The organism is Kitasatospora sp. NPDC051914, from assembly GCF_040680995.1.
GTDB lineage: Bacteria > Actinomycetota > Actinomycetes > Streptomycetales > Streptomycetaceae > Kitasatospora.
In genome coordinates this window covers 1-16,636 of the sequence record NZ_JBFAXX010000002.1, presented here as the reverse complement: position 1 = coordinate 16,636, position 16,636 = coordinate 1, and the positions used below count along the sequence as shown (strand labels likewise).

Sequence of the window (16,636 nt, the reverse complement as noted above, 5' to 3'; positions counted from 1 at the left end):
CGGCCGGTCGGGCCGGTGTGATGACGGTGTTGACGGGGTGTGTCAGGCGGACGGGCCGAGCAGTGCCCGGACGGTCCGCGACTGGCTGGGGCGGCCGAGCTGCCGGGCCATCCAGCCGCTGGTGGCGGCCAGGGCGCCCAGGTCGACGCCGGTGTCGATGCCGAGGCCGTGGAGCATCCACACGAGGTCCTCGGTGGCCAGGTTGCCGGTGGCGCTCTTGGCGTACGGGCAGCCGCCGAGGCCGCCCGCGGAGGCGTCCACGACGGTCACGCCGGACCGCAGCGCGGCGAGCGTGTTGGCCAGCGCCTGACCGTACGTGTCGTGGAAGTGGACGGCGAGCCGCTCCATCGGCACGCCGGCCTCCGCGAAGCCCGCCAGCAGGGCGGTGACCTGGCCGGGGGTGGCGGTGCCGATGGTGTCGCCGAGGCTCAGCTCGGCGCAGCCCATCTCCAGCAGGCGCAGGCCGAAGCCGATCACCTGCGCCGCCGGCACGGGACCCTCCCAGGGGTCGCCGAAGCACATCGAGAGGTAGCCGCGGACGGGCACGCCCGCGTCGGCGGCCCGCTCCACGACCGGGCGGAACATCGCCATGGCCTCGTCGGCGGACCGGTTGAGGTTCCGTCTGGCGAAGGTCTCGGTGGCGCTGGCGAAGACCGCCACGTCGGCCGCGCGGTGCGCGAGTGCCCGGTCGAGCCCGCGCTCGTTCGGCACCAGCACCGGCAGCCGCAGGCCCGGGTACCGGTCGGTCAGCCCGGCCAGGCGGGGCATCAGCTCCTCGGCGTCGGCCAGCTGCGGCACCCACTTCGGGTGGACGAAGCTGGTCGCCTCGACCGTGCGCAGGCCGGCGGCCGCCAGCCGGGCGACGAACTCGGCCTTCACCTCCACCGGGACGAGCGCGCTCTCGTTCTGCAGGCCGTCCCGCGGGCCGACCTCGTGGATGCGCACCCGGGCCGGCAGCGACGGGTCCCGGACCGGGTCGGGCAGGCCGAGCTCCAGCACTCCGGGCTCCGCCGCGGCGGCGCCCGCCTCCTGCTGCTCCGCGGTCACGACGCCACCTCGCCGACGGCGGCCGCGCCGCCCTCCTCGGCCGCCGCGACGACGGCCAGCAGTTCGTCCATGGCCACGGTCGAGCCCGCGGCGGCCCGCAGCTCGCTGACGGTGCCGTCGTGCGGCGCCGCGATCACGTGTTCCATCTTCATGGCCTCCAGGACCAGCAGGGTCTGACCGCGGGTCACCCGCTCGCCGACCGCGGCCTTGACCACGGTGACGGTGCCCGGCATGGGCGCGGTCAGGGCGCCGTGGTGGGCGCCGCCCCCGGCGGCGCGGTCCGCCACCGGGTCGTGGGAGTGCACCGCCCAGGCGTCGCCGTCCACGGCGAGCCAGTCGACCCGGCCCGCGGGCCCGTTGTCGGTGGTGTGTGCGAACGTCGTCTGCAGACCGTCCACGGAGATGTGCAGACGGTCACCGCTGCGGGCGGCCCGGGCCCGCCGCACGGGGCCGTCGCCGACCCGCACCTGCAGGTCGGACGCGGTCGGTGACGGATTGTCGGTCGGTTCGGCCACGGTGCCGGGCACGATCGGTCGTACCAGTACGGTGACGGGCTCGCGGCCGGCGAGCCGCAGTCGGTGGGCGGTCCAGGCGGCCGCGCCGCCCAGGCGCCACCCGGAAGGGAGGGAGTACGGGTCCGTCCAGCCGCCCGGCACGGCGGCGGGGGCGAGGTCCAGCTGCCGCACGAGTGCGGCGGCGACGGGCAGCAGGTCCGGGGAGGCGTCCGCGTCCGACCCGGGGCCGGCGGCGTCGGTACCGACGGTGTCCGCGGTGTCGGCACCGGTGCGGGTGTACGGGGAGCTCAGCAGTACGGGGGTCTGCTGGGTGGTCCGCTCCACCAGCCCGGTGTCGAGCCGGCCGGCGGCGACCTCGGGGTGTGCGAGCAGTCGCCGCAGGAAGCCGGTGTTGGTGGTGACACCCAGGATGCGGGTGTCCGCCAGCGCGGCACGCAGCCGGCGGAGCGCGGTCGGGCGGTCGGGCCCGTACGCGATCACCTTCGCCAGCATCGGGTCGTACAGGCTGCCGACCTCGGTGCCGGCCGCGACGCCGGAGTCCACCCGGATGCCCTCGCCGACGGGCTCCTCCAGCCGGAGGATGCGCCCGCCGGTCGGCAGGAAGTCGCGGTCGGGGTCCTCGGCGCAGATCCGGGCCTCGATCGCGTGGCCCTGGAAGGAGATGTCGGACTGCTCGAACGGCAGCGCCTCGCCCGCCGCCACCCGCAGCTGCCACTCGACGAGGTCGAGCCGCTGCGGCTCGCCACCGCCCTGCGCGCGCACGGCGATCGCGAGCTCGGTGACCGGGTGCTCCACCTGGAGGCGCGTGTTCATCTCCATGAAGAAGAAGTCGAGGACGCCCTCGGGTACGGCCGCACCGGGCTCCAGGCCGGGCACGATGAACTCCACCGTGCCGGCGCCGGTGTAACCGCAGGCCTCGGCGGCCCGCACGGCCGCCGCACCCATGGCCGCCCGGGTCTCCTCGTTGAGCAGAACGGAGGGAGCCTCTTCGATCAGCTTCTGGTGGCGGCGCTGCAGGCTGCACTCGCGCTCGCCGAGGTGCACCGTGGCGCCGTGCGCGTCCGCGAGGACCTGCACCTCGATGTGGCGCGGGCGGTCGACCCAGCGCTCCAGCAGCAGGGTGTCGTCGCCGAACGCGGTCCGGGCCACCCGGCGTGCCGCGTCGATCTCGGTCGGGAGATCGGCGGGTTCGCGGACCAGGCGCATGCCCTTGCCGCCGCCGCCCGCGGACGGCTTGAGCAGCACCGGGTAGCCGATCGTCTCCGCGGCCGCGACGAGTTCCGCGTCGCTCGGGGAGCCGCCCTGGCTGCCGGGCACCACCGGCACGCCCGCGACGCGGACGGCCTCCTTGGCGTTGATCTTGTCGCCCATGAGCTCGACCGCGGTCGGCGGCGGGCCGATGAACACCAGGCCCGCGTCGGCGCACGCCCGCGCGAAGCCGGGGTTCTCCGCGAGGAAGCCGTAGCCCGGGTGCACGGCCTGGGCGCCCGTGCGCCGCGCGGCGGCCAGCAGCAGGTCGGTCCGCAGGTAGGTCTCCGCCGCCGAGCTGTCGCTGTGCCCCTCCGGGCCCAGCCGGACGGCGAGGTCGGCGGCGCGGACGTGCGGGGCGTCGGCGTCCGCGTCGCTGTGCACGGCGACGGAGCGGATGCCGAGCCGCCGCAGGGTGCGGATCACCCGGAGGGCGATCTCACCCCGGTTGGCGACCAGAACGGTGTCGAACATGGGAGGTCTTCCTCCGGGTCGAGGGGTGGGCGCGGTCGGTGCGGCCGAGGCGGATCCGGCGGGGCTGCCGTCCGGGGACGGCCGCTCCCGAGTGCGGCGGGCCCGCCGGGCCGACGGCGGCGGGTGGTGCTGCGGCGGGTGGTGCTGCTGTGGAGGGCGGTGACTGCAGTGCGGCGATTCCGAGGCCTGCGGCGCGGTCGGCGACCGCGGTGCGCCGGCGCCCGGTGCGGCCCGACCGCCGAGCGGCCGCGCTGCGCCGGATCACCGCGGCGGCAGGCCGGACCGCGGTGTCCGCAGTGTCCCGGCCCGCCGCCACGGCTCACATCCGGAAGACGCCGTACGGGCGCGGCTCGGCGAGCGGTGCGTTGGCGCAGGCGGTGAGCGCCAGACCGAGGGCGGTCCGGGTCTCCATCGGGTCGATCACGCCGTCGTCCCAGAGCCGGGCGGTGGCGTAGTAGGCGTTGCCCTGCCGCTCGTACTGCTCGCGGACGGGGCGCTTGAACTCCTCCTCCGCCTCGGCCGGCCAGTCCTCGCCCTGGGCCTCGAACTGGTCGCGGCGCACGGTCGCGAGCACCGACGCGGCCTGCTCGCCGCCCATCACCGAGATCTTGGCGCCCGGCCACATCCACAGGAACCGCGGCGAGTACGCCCGACCGCACATCGAGTAGTTGCCGGCGCCGTACGAGCCGCCGATGACCACCGTCAGCTTGGGCACCCGGGTGCAGGCCACGGCCGTCACCATCTTGGCGCCGTGCTTGGCGATGCCGCCCGCCTCGTACTGGCGGCCCACCATGAAGCCGGTGATGTTCTGCAGGAAGAGGAGGGGGATGCCCCGCTGGTCGCACAGCTCGATGAAGTGCGCGCCCTTGAGCGCGGACTCGGCGAAGAGCACGCCGTTGTTGGCGACGATGCCCACCGGGTGGCCGTGGATGCGGGCGAAGCCGGTCACCAGCGTCTGCCCGTACTCCGCCTTGAACTCGGCGAACCGGCTGCCGTCCACCAGGCGCGCGATCACCTCGCGCACGTCGTACGGGGTGCGCGGGTCCACCGGCACCGCACCGTACAGGCCGGCCGGGTCCACCGCGGGCGCCTCCACCGGGGCGAGCTGCCACGGCGCGGGGGTGCGGGGGCCGAGCCCGGCGACGATGGTGCGGACGATCGACAGGGCGTGCGCGTCGTCCTCGGCCAGGTGGTCGGTGACGCCGGAGGTCTTGGAGTGCAGCTCGCCGCCGCCCAGCTCCTCCGCGGTGACGACCTCGCCGGTGGCCGCCTTCACCAGCGGGGGACCGCCGAGGAAGATCGTGCCCTGGTTGCGGACGATGACGGCCTGGTCGCTCATGGCCGGCACGTAGGCGCCGCCGGCCGTGCAGGAGCCGAGCACGGCCGCGATCTGCGGGATGCCGGCGGCGGAGAGCCGGGCCTGGTTGTAGAAGATGCGGCCGAAGTGGTCGCGGTCGGGGAACACCTCGTCCTGCATCGGCAGGAAGGCGCCGCCGGAGTCCACCAGGTAGACGCAGGGCAGCCGGTTCTCCAGGGCCACCTCCTGCGCACGCAGGTGCTTCTTGACCGTCATCGGGTAGTAGGTGCCGCCCTTGACGGTCGCGTCGTTGGCGACGACGACCACCTCGCGGCCGGCCACCCGGCCGATGCCGGCGATCACGCCCGCGGCCGGGGCCGTGCCGTCGTACAGGCCGTCGGCGGCCAGCGGGCACAGCTCCAGGAAGGGCGAGCCCGGGTCGAGCAGGGTGTCCACGCGGTCGCGCGGGAGCAGCTTGCCGCGGGCGGTGTGCCGGGCGCGGGCCTTGGCACCGCCGCCCAGGGCGGCCGCGCCGAGCTTGCTGCGCAGCTCGTCCACCAGTTCCCGGTGCGCGGCCTCGTTGGCCCGGTACGCGGCGGAGCCGGGATCGGCCGCGGATTCCAGCCGCGGTGCCGGCGCCGCGGCTGCGCCGTCGAAGGCGTTGCGCGGTTCGGTGCCGGCGGCCGGGCCGGTGAGCCGGCCGGCCGCCGGGCCGACGGCAGATCCAATGGATGAGAGGACCATCCCAAGAGCTCCCTTGCCCTCGGAGCCGAGCGGGCATGCGGACGGATGAGTCCGCTGCCCAGAGGTTAATGAGCGTTAACTCCTGCCGTCAGGTTAACCGCCCTTAACCCGGCTGTCTACGATGGGCAGCATGCCGAACGTGCCAGCAGCCTCCGCGCTCCCACGCCGCGACCAGATCCGCAAGGAGGCCGCGCGCCTCTTCGCCGCGCGGGGCTTCCTCGGGGTGGGAGTGGACGAGATCGGCAAGGCGGTCGGCATCAGCGGCCCCGGCCTGTACCGGCACTTCTCCGGCAAGGACGCCATGCTCGCCGACCTGCTGGTGGGCATCAGCGAGCGCCTGCTGGAGGAGGGGCGGCGCCGGGCCGGCGAGGCCGAGGGCGTGGGCGGCCCCTCCGGCGCCCTGGACGCCCTGATCGGCGGGCACGTGGACTTCGCCCTGGACGACCGGGATCTGATCATCCTGCACGACCGGGAACTGCTCCATTTGAAGGAGGAGGACCGCCGGCGGGTCCGCCGCCTGCAGCGCGGCTACGTCGAACTGTGGGTCGGCGTCGTCCGCGGGGCGTTCCCGGCGCTCGCCGCCCCGGGTGCGGAGCCGCTGGCCCGTGCGGCCGTGCACGCGGTGTTCGGCCTGCTCAACTCCACCCCGCACAGCGCCGCGCCGCACTCCGCGCAGAGCGACCGTTCGGGACTGCCCCGCGACGCCATGGCCGCCCTGCTGCACAGCCTGGCCCAGGGTGCGTTCGCCGCGGCCGCCGAGAGCGCCGCCTCGGGTGCGGTGGTCGCCCCGGGTGCCGCCGCCGCACCCGGTCCTGCGGCCGAGGAGGGCGCGGCGTAGGCCGTGCGGGTGAGGGAGTAGGACCAGCGCCGGAGGCCCGTCCGGCCGCTCGGCCCGTGCGTCCCGGCGAGTGCGTCGGCGACCCTGGAAGGCGTCGGGAAGGTTCCCCGGCGGCATGTCGTTGAGCCTCCCGGGCGTCCGTCGAAACGCGATGGACGGCGGTCGAGCCGAATGGTTAGTATCCCTAAATATGCCTGAGACTCATGGTTCTACTGCGGAGATGTCCCGGAACGCCGATCCTCAGAGCAGCCGGTCCGGCAAGGCCACCCTGCGCCGCCGCTCCGGCAGATCCGCCGACGGGAGCACACCTCCGGACGACACGGGCAGTGCCGCCACGGCCTCCCCGGACGACTCCCACTGGCTCCGCCGCCTGGTCGGCTACTCCTGGCGCTACCGCCGCAACGTGCTGCTCGCCTTCGGCGCCTCGCTCGTCGGCATGGCCGTCAGCGCCGTCGTCCCGCTGATCACCAAGCTGATCATCGACGACGTCATCACCGCGCACAGCCGCCCGCTCGCCCCCTGGGCCGTCGTCCTGCTGCTCGCCGCCGTCCTGGTCTTCGTCTGTGCGCAGATCCGCCGCTACTACGGCGGCCAGCTCGCCCTCGACGTCCAGCACGACCTGCGCGCGGACCTCTTCAAGTCGCTCACCCGGCTCGACGGCCGCCGCCAGGACCGGCTCGACACCGGGCAGGTCGTCGGCCGCGCCACCTCCGACCTCCAGCTCATCAACGGCCTGCTCTCGATGCTGCCGATGATGACCGGCTACTTCCTGATGTTCTGCATGTCCCTGGTGGTCATGCTCTGGCTCTCGCTGCCGCTCACCGTGATCGCCCTGGTCATGGCCCCCGTCCTGTGGTGGTGCGCCGCCCTCAGCCGCAAGCGGCTCTTCCCGGCGACCTGGGCCGCGCAGCAGGAGGCCGCAGCGGTCGCCGGCGTGGTGGACGCGGCCGTCGGCGGCGTCCGGGTGGTGAAGGGCTTCGGCCAGGAGGCCCAGGAACGCGCCAAGCTGGAGAAGGCCTCCCGCGGCCTGTACGCCGCCCGGCTCCGCTCGATCCGGCTGAACAGCCGCTACACCCCGGCCATGCAGGCCGTCCCGGCACTCGCCCAGGTCGCCGTGCTCGCCCTCGGCGGCTGGCTGGCCGTCCAGGGCAAGGTCTCGCTCGGCACCTTCGTCGCCTTCTCCACCTACGTCGCCCAGCTGACCGGCCCCGTCCGGATGCTCGCCATGGTGATCACCGTCGGCCAGCAGGCCCGGGCCGGCGTGGAGCGCGTCCTCCAGCTGATCGACCAGCGCCCGCACGTCCAGGAACGGCCCGACGCCCGCCCGCTCCCGCTCGGCGAGACCACCGCCGGCAGCCCCGCCCCCGGCACAGCGGCCTCGGCCCCCTCCGCACCGGGCACCCCCGCCCTCGAACTCGACCGGGTCGACTTCCACTACGAGGGCCACGAGGACGCCGTCCCCGTGCTCGACGGGCTCAGCCTCAGCCTCGCCCCCGGCGAGACGCTCGCCCTGGTCGGGGCCTCCGGCTCCGGCAAGTCCACCGTCGCCCAGCTCGTCCCGCGCTTCTACGACCCGATGGCCGGCGCCGTCCGGCTGCACGGCCACGACCTGCGCGACATCACCCTGGACTCGCTGCGCGCCGCCGTCGGCATCGTCCCCGAGGACAGCTTCCTGTTCTCCGAGAGCGTCCGCACCAACATCGCGTACGGGCACCCCGAGGCCACCGACGCACAGATCGAGGCCGCCGCCCGGGTCGCCCAGGCCGACGGCTTCGTCCGGGAGCTCCCGGACGGCTACGACACCAAGGTCGGCGAGCAGGGCCTCACCCTCTCCGGCGGCCAGCGCCAGCGGATCGCACTCGCCCGCGCGATCCTCACCGACCCCGGCATCCTGCTCCTGGACGACGCGACCTCCGCCGTCGACCCGCAGGTCGAGGCCGAGATCTTCGGGGCGCTGCGCTCCGTGATGGCCGGCCGCACCACCCTGCTCATCGCCCACCGGCGCTCCACCCTGCAGCTCGCCGACCGGATCGCCGTACTCGAACGCGGCCGCCTGGTCGACATCGGCACCCACGAAGAGCTCGACGCCCGCTGTCCCCTCTACCGGGCCCTGATCACCGACCCGGACGCGGCCGACTCCGAGGCCGACGCCGCCACCGCGGACGCCCGCTCCGCACAGGCCGCCGACACCACCGCCGGCTCCCGGCCGGCCACCGGCACCGACACCCTCGCCGGAACGGCCCCGGCCCCGGCAGCAGCCGACGCCGCCGGCCGCACCGGCGCAGCGGCGGCCGGCAAGCCCGCCGCCGACGCCGACCTGCTCGCCAAGGTCGCCGCACTCCGGCCGGCCACCGACACCCCCGACATCAAGGCCGAGGACGCCGAGGCCGGAGACCCGAACTTCAGCCTCCGCCGGCTGCTCGCACCCTTCCGCGGCCCGCTGGCGCTCGCCCTGCTGCTCGTCTCCCTGGACACCGCCGCCGGGCTCACCCTGCCGATCCTGATCCGGCACGGCATCGACGACGGCGTCAGCAAGGCCGCCATGACCGGCGTCACCGTCGCCGCCCTGGCCGCACTGATCGTCGTCCTGCTCGACTGGGGAGTGCAGAGCGCCGAGACCAGGGTGAGCGGACGCACCGGCGAACGCGTCCTCTACACCCTGCGGCTGAAGATATTCGCGCACCTCAACCGACTCGGCCTCGACTACTTCGAGCGCGAGCTCACCGGCCGGATCATGACCCGGATGACCACCGACGTCGACTCGATCTCGACCTTCCTGCAGACCGGTGTCGTCACCGCCGTGGTCAGCCTGCTCACCTTCTTCGGCATCTTCGCCGCCCTGCTGATCCTCGACGCCGGCCTCGCCCTGGTGGTCTTCGCCGTCCTGCCCGTCCTGGCCGTGGCCACCCTGGTCTTCCGCCGCAAGTCCACCGCCCAGTACCAGATCTCCCGCGACCTGATCTCGACGGTCAACGCCGACCTGCAGGAGAACGTCGCCGGCATGCGGATCGTCCAGGCGTTCCGCCGCCAGGACGTCAACACCGCCCGGTTCGTCGCCCGCGGCCTGGAGTACCGCGACGCACGGGCCCGCGCCCAGCTCTACATCTCGCTGTACTTCCCGTTCGTCCAGTTCCTCTCCAGCGTCGCCTCGGCCCTGGTGCTGATCGCCGGCGCCGCCCGGGTCGACGCCGGCACCCTCACCATCGGCGCCCTGGTCGCCTACCTGCTCTACATCGACCTGTTCTTCGCACCGGTCAACCAGCTCTCCCAGGTGTTCGACGGCTACCAGCAGGCGAGTGTGAGCCTCGGCCGCATCCGCGAATTGCTGCGCACCCCGACCAGCACCCCCGAGAGCGAGTCGAGCGTGCCGGTGCGCCGGCTCAAGGGCGACATCCGGCTGGACGGCGTGAGCTTCGCCTACAACGGGGACGGCGAGATCCGGCCCGACGTGCTCAGCGGCATCGACCTGCACATCCCGGCCGGCCAGACCGTCGCGCTGGTCGGTGAGACCGGCGCGGGCAAGTCGACCCTGGTCAAGCTGGTCGCCCGGTTCTACGACGCCACCGGCGGCACCGTCAGCATCGACGGCACCGACGTCACCGCCTTCGACCTCGCCCAGTACCGCCACCGCCTCGGCGTCGTCCCGCAGGAGGCGTACCTCTTCGCCGGCAGCATTCACGAGGCGATCGCCTACGGCCGGCCCGAAGCCACCCGCGCCGAGGTCGAGGCCGCCGCCCGGGCGGTCGGCGCACACGACATGATCCTCGGACTCTCCGGCGGCTACGAGCACGAGGTCGCCCCGCGCGGACGGAACCTCTCCGCGGGCCAGCGCCAGCTGATCGCCCTCGCCCGCGCCGAACTCGTCGACCCGGACATCCTGCTGCTCGACGAGGCCACCGCCGCCCTCGACCTCGCCAGTGAGGCCGCCGTCAACCAGGCCGCCGACCGACTCACCGGCGGCCGGACCACCCTGGTCATCGCGCACCGGCTCACCACCGCCGAGCGCGCCGACCGGATCGTCGTCCTCGACCACGGCCGGATCGTGGAGGACGGCACGCACGCCGACCTGCTCGCCCACGGCGGCGTCTACCACCGGCTCTGGCAGGCCTTCGTCTCCGACGGCCGCCCGACCCCGGTCGGCTGAGTCCACCGGACCGCCCCGGGGTACGGCGACCTGCGCGCAGGATTCTGTCCGAGCAGGCCCCGTACCCCGGCAGGCCCTCGGCCGGTCCGGGTCCTGCCGGCTCAGACCGCCATCAGCGCCGCGAACAGCGATGCCGCGTCGGCGCCCCGCGGCAGGTCGCTCACCTGCCCGTCGCCGACCTCGACCACCCGCCACCCCGAACCGTCCGCCCGTCGCGCCAGGTCGGTGCTGACGAACCGGCAGCCCAGGCTGCGCACCAGCGGCCCGACCTCCGACAGGTCCGCGTCCGGTGCGGGCCCCGGAGCCGAGTCCGGATGCGGACCGCGCAGCACCGGCACACCGTCCACCCACCACACCCGGGCCTCCACGGCCCGCCCCTGCGCATCCCGGACGAACTCCTCGTAACGCCGCAGCACGATCCCGCCCTCCGGGGCGCCGTCCTGCAGCTCGACGAATCGCGCCACCACCCGGCACAGCCCGTCGATGTCCGCGAGATCCGGGACGAAGCAGGCCTCCTCCCACTCGTACTTGCGGGACTTCACGAAGTCCTTGACCACCGCGGGGCCGCTCCCGCCCAGCCCGAGCGCCAGGCCGGCCAGGTCGTCGGCGGAGGGCAGCCCGGGTCCGGACAGCCACCGACTGTCCGGCGTCGCACCCTCGAACACCCCGTACCAGCCGGGCAGTTCGTGCGCATCGGCGTAACCGGCCGGCGTGGTCAGCAGGGTGCCACCCCGCTCGGCCAGGGCAGCCGCCAGCGCCTGGTACGCGGGGACGCCGACCATCCAGCCGCGGTACCAGAGCGGCCCGACCCCGCCGGGGACGAGGCGCACCGCCCCCTGCGCGTCGCCCGCGACGAGCGCGTCGTGGTCGAGCAGGACACAGGTGCCACCCAGGTCGCGCACCACCTGCGTCTCCCACACGTAGTGCGGGTCGGGCCTCCGCGGAAACAGCGGGTCGGTGGGCACCAGGACGGCCGGCGTGGTCATGGCCCACAGCGTACGGCGCACACGGCGGCGCGCACCCCGCTGCGCACCACCCGTCGGGGGACGAACGTGCCGGTGTCCACCGTTCGGACTGCCCCTGGAGCCCGCCGAATTCGGTCGACACACCCCGCACCGCGTGCCAGGGTGATCCGATGTCCAAGCTGCGACGACTCCTCGGACGAGGGAACACCCGACCCGCTCCCACCCCCGACGGACGGATGCCGCGGAGAGCGGCACGCACCGTCGTCCTCGCCCCGGACGGCTCCGTCTTCCTGCTCCGCAGCGACAACGCCGAGGTCGGCGTCCACTGGACGATGCCCGGCGGCGGCATCGAGGACGGCGAGTCACCGCTGGTCGGCGCCCGCCGCGAACTGTCCGAGGAGACCGGCTGGACGGACATCGAGCCCGGCCCCCTGCTCTGCACCTGGGAGCACGACTTCACCTGGCACGGCATCCCCGTCCGCCAGCACGAGCACGTCTTCCTGGCCACCGGCCCGCGCCGCGGCCCCGTCGGCGACGTCAGCCACGTGCACCGCGTCGACGGCATCCTGGACTGGCGCTGGTGGACGCCGGAGGAACTGGCGGCCGCCGACGCCGACGCACTGTGGCCCCCGCAGCTCCCCGCCCTCCTGGCCGCCCTCCGCGCACCGGCCGCACCCGGCCCGGAGGCCGTACTCGACCTGTCGGCCGTGGAGCCGGTGCACCTCGGCCATGTGCCGCAGGGCACCCCCAACAGCCGCCCCGAGGACCCTCCGCTCCGGGCCGCGGCCGAGCTGCCCGGCTGACACGACACCACCTGACGGGCGGAGCCGACCGGTTCACTGCCGCGGCGGCTCCGCCTGCCAGCCGTGCAGCGCGAGGTCGCGGTCGTGCAGCGCATCCGGGTTGATCAGCACGGTCAGGCAGGCAGCCGCCAGTTCGTCCGCAGCGAGCCCGGTGGAGGCGAGCAGCCGCTCGGTCGGCACGGCCACGGCGATCGCCTCCCGCCACGCGGGCAGCACCACCAGGCAGGTCCCGGCACCCAGCCGGACGAGCTTCGCCGTGACCCGTTCCGGCTCCCGCGGGCCGGCCGCGGCCGCCGGTGCCGAACCGCCGATCAGTATCCCGAGCGGTGTGCCGCCCTCCCCGTCGGCGCCGTCATGGGCCTGCCCCGCGCGGCCCGCACCACTGGCACGCCACGCCTCCAGCCGCTCGGGCGGACGGGGGTGGAGCCGCCGCAGGCGCCGGGACGGCACGGGCCGCCGCGCCCGCCGCAACTGTCGGCTGCCGTCGCCGCTGCCGGCGGCGCCGACGTTCCTGCTCGCCTCCGTACGGTCGGCGGCACCGGCACTGCCGCCGTCGCCCCTGTTGCCCCCGACCCGGTGTCCTTCGCCCGGCGCCCGCGGCGCGACGAGATCGGCGCCGGCCTCCTCCAGCAGCCGCCGCACATCCGCCTCCGGCCGATGGCAGGCCGCCGCCAACTCGGCCAGGCCCGCCCCCTGCTCGTACGCACCGCGCAGTCGGCTCGCGAGCCCGGCCAGCAACCGGACCGCGGTCGGATCACCACCCGGCTCGGCGGGGCCGTCCCCGGCAGGCGTCGGCCCCGCCGGGACGGCTCCACCGGACGAGCGGTCGGACGCTGGCTGGTCGAGCGAGGTCATCGGTGCGTGCCCTTCGGTCTGCGGCATGAACGATCCTGCCGCACACGGACCTTGGCGGCCAGGCCGATCCACGATGTGTCGACCGCGCGGACCCGGCCCGTCCGCCGGCCCCGCCGGCCCCTGTGCGTGTACCCGCTCGCCCGCCGGAAATCCCTGCCGGAAGGCCGCACACGAGCAGGTACCCTGGCCTCCATGAAGCAGCAGCCGTGCCTGAGCTGGCGGCCGTCCTAGGGACGGCCACCCCTCACGCACGACCACAGGGCCGTCCGCACGGACGGCCCTGCTGCGTTCCCGCACCTCGCGGACGGCAGGCGCCCCGGCGGACGGCGCACCCACCGACCACCGAGGAGCACCCCTTGACCACCACCGACTCGACCACCGCCGACCGGATCCGCCGCAACCCCGGGCACCACCGCGTCCTCACCGGAGACCGGCCGACCGGTCCGCTCCACCTGGGCCACTACTTCGGCACCCTGCAGAACCGGGTCGAACTCCAGCGCCTCGGCGTCGAACTCTTCGTCGTCGTCGCCGACTACCAGGTCCTCACCGACCGGGACCGCGCCGACAATCCGGCCGAGCACGCCGAGAACCTCGTCCTCGACTACCTGGCCGCCGGCATCGACCCCGACCGCGCCACGGTCTTCGCCCACAGCGCCGTCCCGGCCCTCAACCAGCTCCTACTGCCCTTCCTCAGCCTGGTCAGCGTCGCCGAACTCGGCCGCAACCCCACCGTGAAGGACGAGATCGCGCACTCCGGCCGCTCCACCGTCAGCGGACTCATGTTCACCTACCCCGTCCACCAGGCCGCCGACATCCTCTTCTGCAAGGCGGACCTCGTCCCCGTCGGCCAGGACCAGATCCCGCACCTGGAAACCACCCGCACCGTCGCCCGCCGCTTCAACGAGCGCTACGGCCCCGTCTTCCCGCAGCCCGAGGCACTGCTCTCCGCAGCACCGCTGCTCCTCGGCACCGACGGCGGCAAGATGAGCAAGAGCCGCGGCAACGCCGTCCCGCTCGGCGCCACCGAGGACGACACCGCCCGCCTCCTCCGCGCCGCCACCACCGACGCCGACCGCCGCATCAGCCACGACCCGGAGCACCGCCCCGGCGTCGCCGGCCTCCTGCAGCTCGCCGCCCTCTGCCTGGACCGCACACCCGAGGACGTCGCCGAGGAGATCGGCGACCGCGGGGCCGCAGCACTCAAACGCCTCGTCACCGAAGCCGTCAACGAGTACTTCCGGCCCATCAGGGCCCGCCGCGCCGAACTCGCCGCCGACCGGGGATTCCTGCGGGACGTCCTGCGCAACGGCAACGAGCGCGCCAACAAGGTGGCCGACACCACCCTCGCGGAGGTCCGCGAAGCGATGGGCACCGCGTGAAACCGCGTGAAGAGGAGCCGTTCCCGGTGAGCGGGTGGCCCGCACGCATTCCCGGTGCGGGGGTGGATCACTCCATCCCCGCACCGGGGAATACCGTGAGCAGGCGAACCGGTCACCACGGGGGAGAACCTGTCGATGGATCAGCTGACGACCGACGAATCCGCACACCGCCGCCACCCCTCCCCGGCCCGACGCCCCCGCCGCCTGACCGCGGGCGACCGTGTGGCCCTGGTCGCCCCCAGCGGCCCGATCGACCCGCAACGCCTCGCAGACGGCACCGCCCTGCTGCGCTCCTGGGGCCTGGAGGTCGCCCCCGGCGAACACCTCCTCGACCGCCACCCCGTCCACGGCTACCTCGCCGGCACCGACGCCGACCGCGCCGCGGACTTCCGCCGGGCCTGGCTCGACCCCGGCACCGCCGCCGTCATCTGCGCCCGCGGCGGCTACGGCGTCCAGCGCATGGTCGACCTGATCGACTGGGACGAGCTGCGCACCGCGCCCCCGAAGATCCTCGTCGGCTTCAGCGACGTCACCGTCCTCCACGAAGCCGTCTGCCTCCGCCTCGGCCTGCCCACCCTCTACGGCCCGATGGGCACCGCAGCCGCCTTCCTCGGAGACCCGGCCACCGCCGAGCACCTCCGCCGCACCCTCTTCGAACCGGCCACCACCCGCATCCTCACCTCCGCCACGGCCGAACCCCTCGTCCCGGGCCGGGCAGCCGGAACCACCGCCGGCGGCTGCGCCGCCCTCCTGGCCACCGACCGCGGCGCCCCCAGCGCCAGGAACTCCTTCGCCGGCACCATCCTGCTCCTGGAGGACGTCAACGAGCTGCCGTACCGGCTCGACCGGACCCTCACCCAGCTGCTCCGCACCGGCGCGCTCGACGGCGTCGCCGGAATCGCCCTGGGCTCCTGGGAGGGCTGCGGCCCCCTGGACCTCGTCCGCGAGGTCATGCTCGACCGGCTCGCCCCGCTGGGCGTCCCGGTGATCTGGGAGCTCGGCTTCGGCCACGGGCCGACCAGCCTCACCGTGCCCCTCGGCGTGCCGGCCGTCCTGGACGCGGACGCCGGCACGCTCACCCTCGACGAACCGGTGCTCGGCGAGCCCGACGCGTAGCTCCCGAGGCCGGTCTGCGGCCGGTCTGCGGGGCATGGGGCGGCACCGGCGGGGCGCCCGGGTGCGTGCTTCGTGCCTGCCGGACCGAAGCGTGAGTAGGGTGCGCCCATGCACGTAGACGTACACGGGGACCGCACGCCGGACCGCTCTCCCGATCGTTCTCCGGGTCGTTCGTCCGACCGCCGCTCGGACCGGCCCTCGGACCAGTCCTCGGACCGTCCCGATGGCGTGGATCTGCTTGGCGGGGCCGTGACGGAGGCATCGTCGCGCTCGACGGTCGAGCGGGCGCTGCAGCTCCTGAAGGGGCCCGGGAGTGCCACCGGGCGCGTGATCCTCGGGCTGGCAGGCCCGCCCGCCGCGGGCAAGTCGACGCTGGCCCGGCACCTCGTCGCAGAGATCGTGCGCGAGGAGGGCCCCGACGCAGCCGCGTACCTCCCGCTCGACGGATTCCACCTCGCCAACGCCCAGCTCGACCGCCTCGGTCTGCGCGCACGGAAGGGCGCGCCCGAGACGTTCGACGCGGCCGGATATGTGGCCCTGCTCCACCGGGTCGCGAACGAGCGATTCAACGACATCTATGTGCCGGACTTCGACCGGGCACTCGACGAACCGGTCGCTGCCCGCCACGTCGTCAGGCCGCACACCCGCCTGGTCGTCACCGAGGGCAATTACCTGGCCTCGCCCGACGCCCCTTGGACAGCAGTCCGCGGCCTGCTCCGAGAGCTCTGGTACGTCCACGCGGACGACGCCCTCCGCCACCGCCGCCTGATCGAGCGGCACACCGCCGGAGGCCAGGACCACCAGGCGGCCGCCCTGCGGACAGCCGCCAACGACCACCCCAACGGCGAGTACGTGAAGGCCGGCCGCGCCGCCTGCACCTGGTCCGTCCGAGTGACGGATTTGCCTCCGACCACCGATGGGCGTAGTGTTCTCTAGCCGCTCGGCAGGGAGCACCGGACACGCATCTGCGCGGACGGTCCCGGGGCGGCCAATCCTCCGAAACATCACTTCCCGGCTCGGGCTGGGTCGCGTCGTGCTGCGTGCCGTCGCGTCTCGGTGCGAATTCGGTGTGCGCGTTTTCGGGGATGGTGTTCGGGCCGGCGCCGGATTCGCTTTTCGGAGCGGGGATCGGCTAAGGTTTGAAACGTCGGACGGGCCGTCAGGTCGGTTCCGGCAAAGCGGTGGAGAAAGCAAGTCGGCGAAGAGCACTG

The 16,636-nt window shown here is 74.3% G+C and carries 11 protein-coding genes; 6 read left to right on the top strand and 5 right to left on the bottom strand.

Annotated elements, in window-relative coordinates; genetic code table 11:
* Window positions 1-42 precede the first annotated feature (42 nt).
* The 3 genes from AB0M03_RS02180 to AB0M03_RS02170 all read right to left on the bottom strand — a co-directional run bounded on the left by AB0M03_RS02180 (window position 43) and on the right by AB0M03_RS02170 (window position 5,325).
* Window positions 43-996: a hydroxymethylglutaryl-CoA lyase gene (locus AB0M03_RS02180; RefSeq protein ID WP_363487749.1), complete on the bottom strand. Its 954-nt coding sequence runs from the start codon at window positions 994-996 to the stop codon at window positions 43-45.
* A gap of 47 nt (window positions 997-1,043) precedes the next feature.
* Window positions 1,044-3,284 (bottom strand): biotin carboxylase N-terminal domain-containing protein, encoded by a 2,241-nt coding sequence (locus AB0M03_RS02175; protein ID WP_363487429.1) that lies wholly within the window; start codon window positions 3,282-3,284, stop codon window positions 1,044-1,046.
* A gap of 319 nt (window positions 3,285-3,603) precedes the next feature.
* Window positions 3,604-5,325: a carboxyl transferase domain-containing protein gene (locus AB0M03_RS02170; protein ID WP_363487427.1), complete on the bottom strand. Its 1,722-nt coding sequence runs from the start codon at window positions 5,323-5,325 to the stop codon at window positions 3,604-3,606.
* Window positions 5,326-5,455: 130 nt separating this feature from the next.
* Here AB0M03_RS02170 and AB0M03_RS02165 point away from each other — a divergent pair, with 130 nt between their 5' ends.
* Both AB0M03_RS02165 and AB0M03_RS02160 read left to right on the top strand, forming a co-directional pair.
* Window positions 5,456-6,163: a TetR/AcrR family transcriptional regulator gene (locus AB0M03_RS02165; RefSeq protein WP_363487425.1), complete on the top strand. Its 708-nt coding sequence runs from the start codon at window positions 5,456-5,458 to the stop codon at window positions 6,161-6,163.
* Window positions 6,164-6,383: 220 nt separating this feature from the next.
* Window positions 6,384-10,307, top strand: a complete 3,924-nt coding sequence (locus AB0M03_RS02160; protein ID WP_363487423.1) for an ABC transporter ATP-binding protein — start codon at window positions 6,384-6,386, stop codon at window positions 10,305-10,307.
* Between the two features lie 101 nt (window positions 10,308-10,408).
* Here the strand turns inward: AB0M03_RS02160 and AB0M03_RS02155 are convergent, their stop codons facing one another.
* Complete coding sequence (locus tag AB0M03_RS02155; RefSeq protein WP_363487421.1) at window positions 10,409-11,293, bottom strand: ATP-grasp domain-containing protein; 885 nt, start codon at window positions 11,291-11,293, stop codon at window positions 10,409-10,411.
* A gap of 149 nt (window positions 11,294-11,442) precedes the next feature.
* Between AB0M03_RS02155 and AB0M03_RS02150 the strand changes: the two genes are divergently transcribed.
* Complete coding sequence (locus AB0M03_RS02150; protein ID WP_363487419.1) at window positions 11,443-12,075, top strand: NUDIX domain-containing protein; 633 nt, start codon at window positions 11,443-11,445, stop codon at window positions 12,073-12,075.
* A 33-nt stretch (window positions 12,076-12,108) separates the two neighbouring features.
* Here the strand turns inward: AB0M03_RS02150 and AB0M03_RS02145 are convergent, their stop codons facing one another.
* Window positions 12,109-12,957: a hypothetical protein gene (locus AB0M03_RS02145; protein ID WP_363487417.1), complete on the bottom strand. Its 849-nt coding sequence runs from the start codon at window positions 12,955-12,957 to the stop codon at window positions 12,109-12,111.
* Window positions 12,958-13,286: 329 nt separating this feature from the next.
* Here AB0M03_RS02145 and trpS point away from each other — a divergent pair, with 329 nt between their 5' ends.
* From trpS to AB0M03_RS02130, 3 genes are all read left to right on the top strand, one after another.
* On the top strand, window positions 13,287-14,309 hold the full coding sequence (gene trpS / locus AB0M03_RS02140; RefSeq protein ID WP_363487415.1) for a tryptophan--tRNA ligase: 1,023 nt from the start codon (window positions 13,287-13,289) through the stop codon (window positions 14,307-14,309).
* Window positions 14,310-14,444: 135 nt separating this feature from the next.
* A complete protein-coding gene (locus AB0M03_RS02135; protein ID WP_363487413.1) occupies window positions 14,445-15,425 on the top strand; it encodes an LD-carboxypeptidase in 981 nt (326 codons plus the stop codon).
* A 249-nt stretch (window positions 15,426-15,674) separates the two neighbouring features.
* On the top strand, window positions 15,675-16,361 hold the full coding sequence (locus AB0M03_RS02130) for a nucleoside/nucleotide kinase family protein (RefSeq protein WP_363487411.1): 687 nt from the start codon (window positions 15,675-15,677) through the stop codon (window positions 16,359-16,361).
* The last annotated feature ends 275 nt before the right edge of the window (window positions 16,362-16,636 follow it).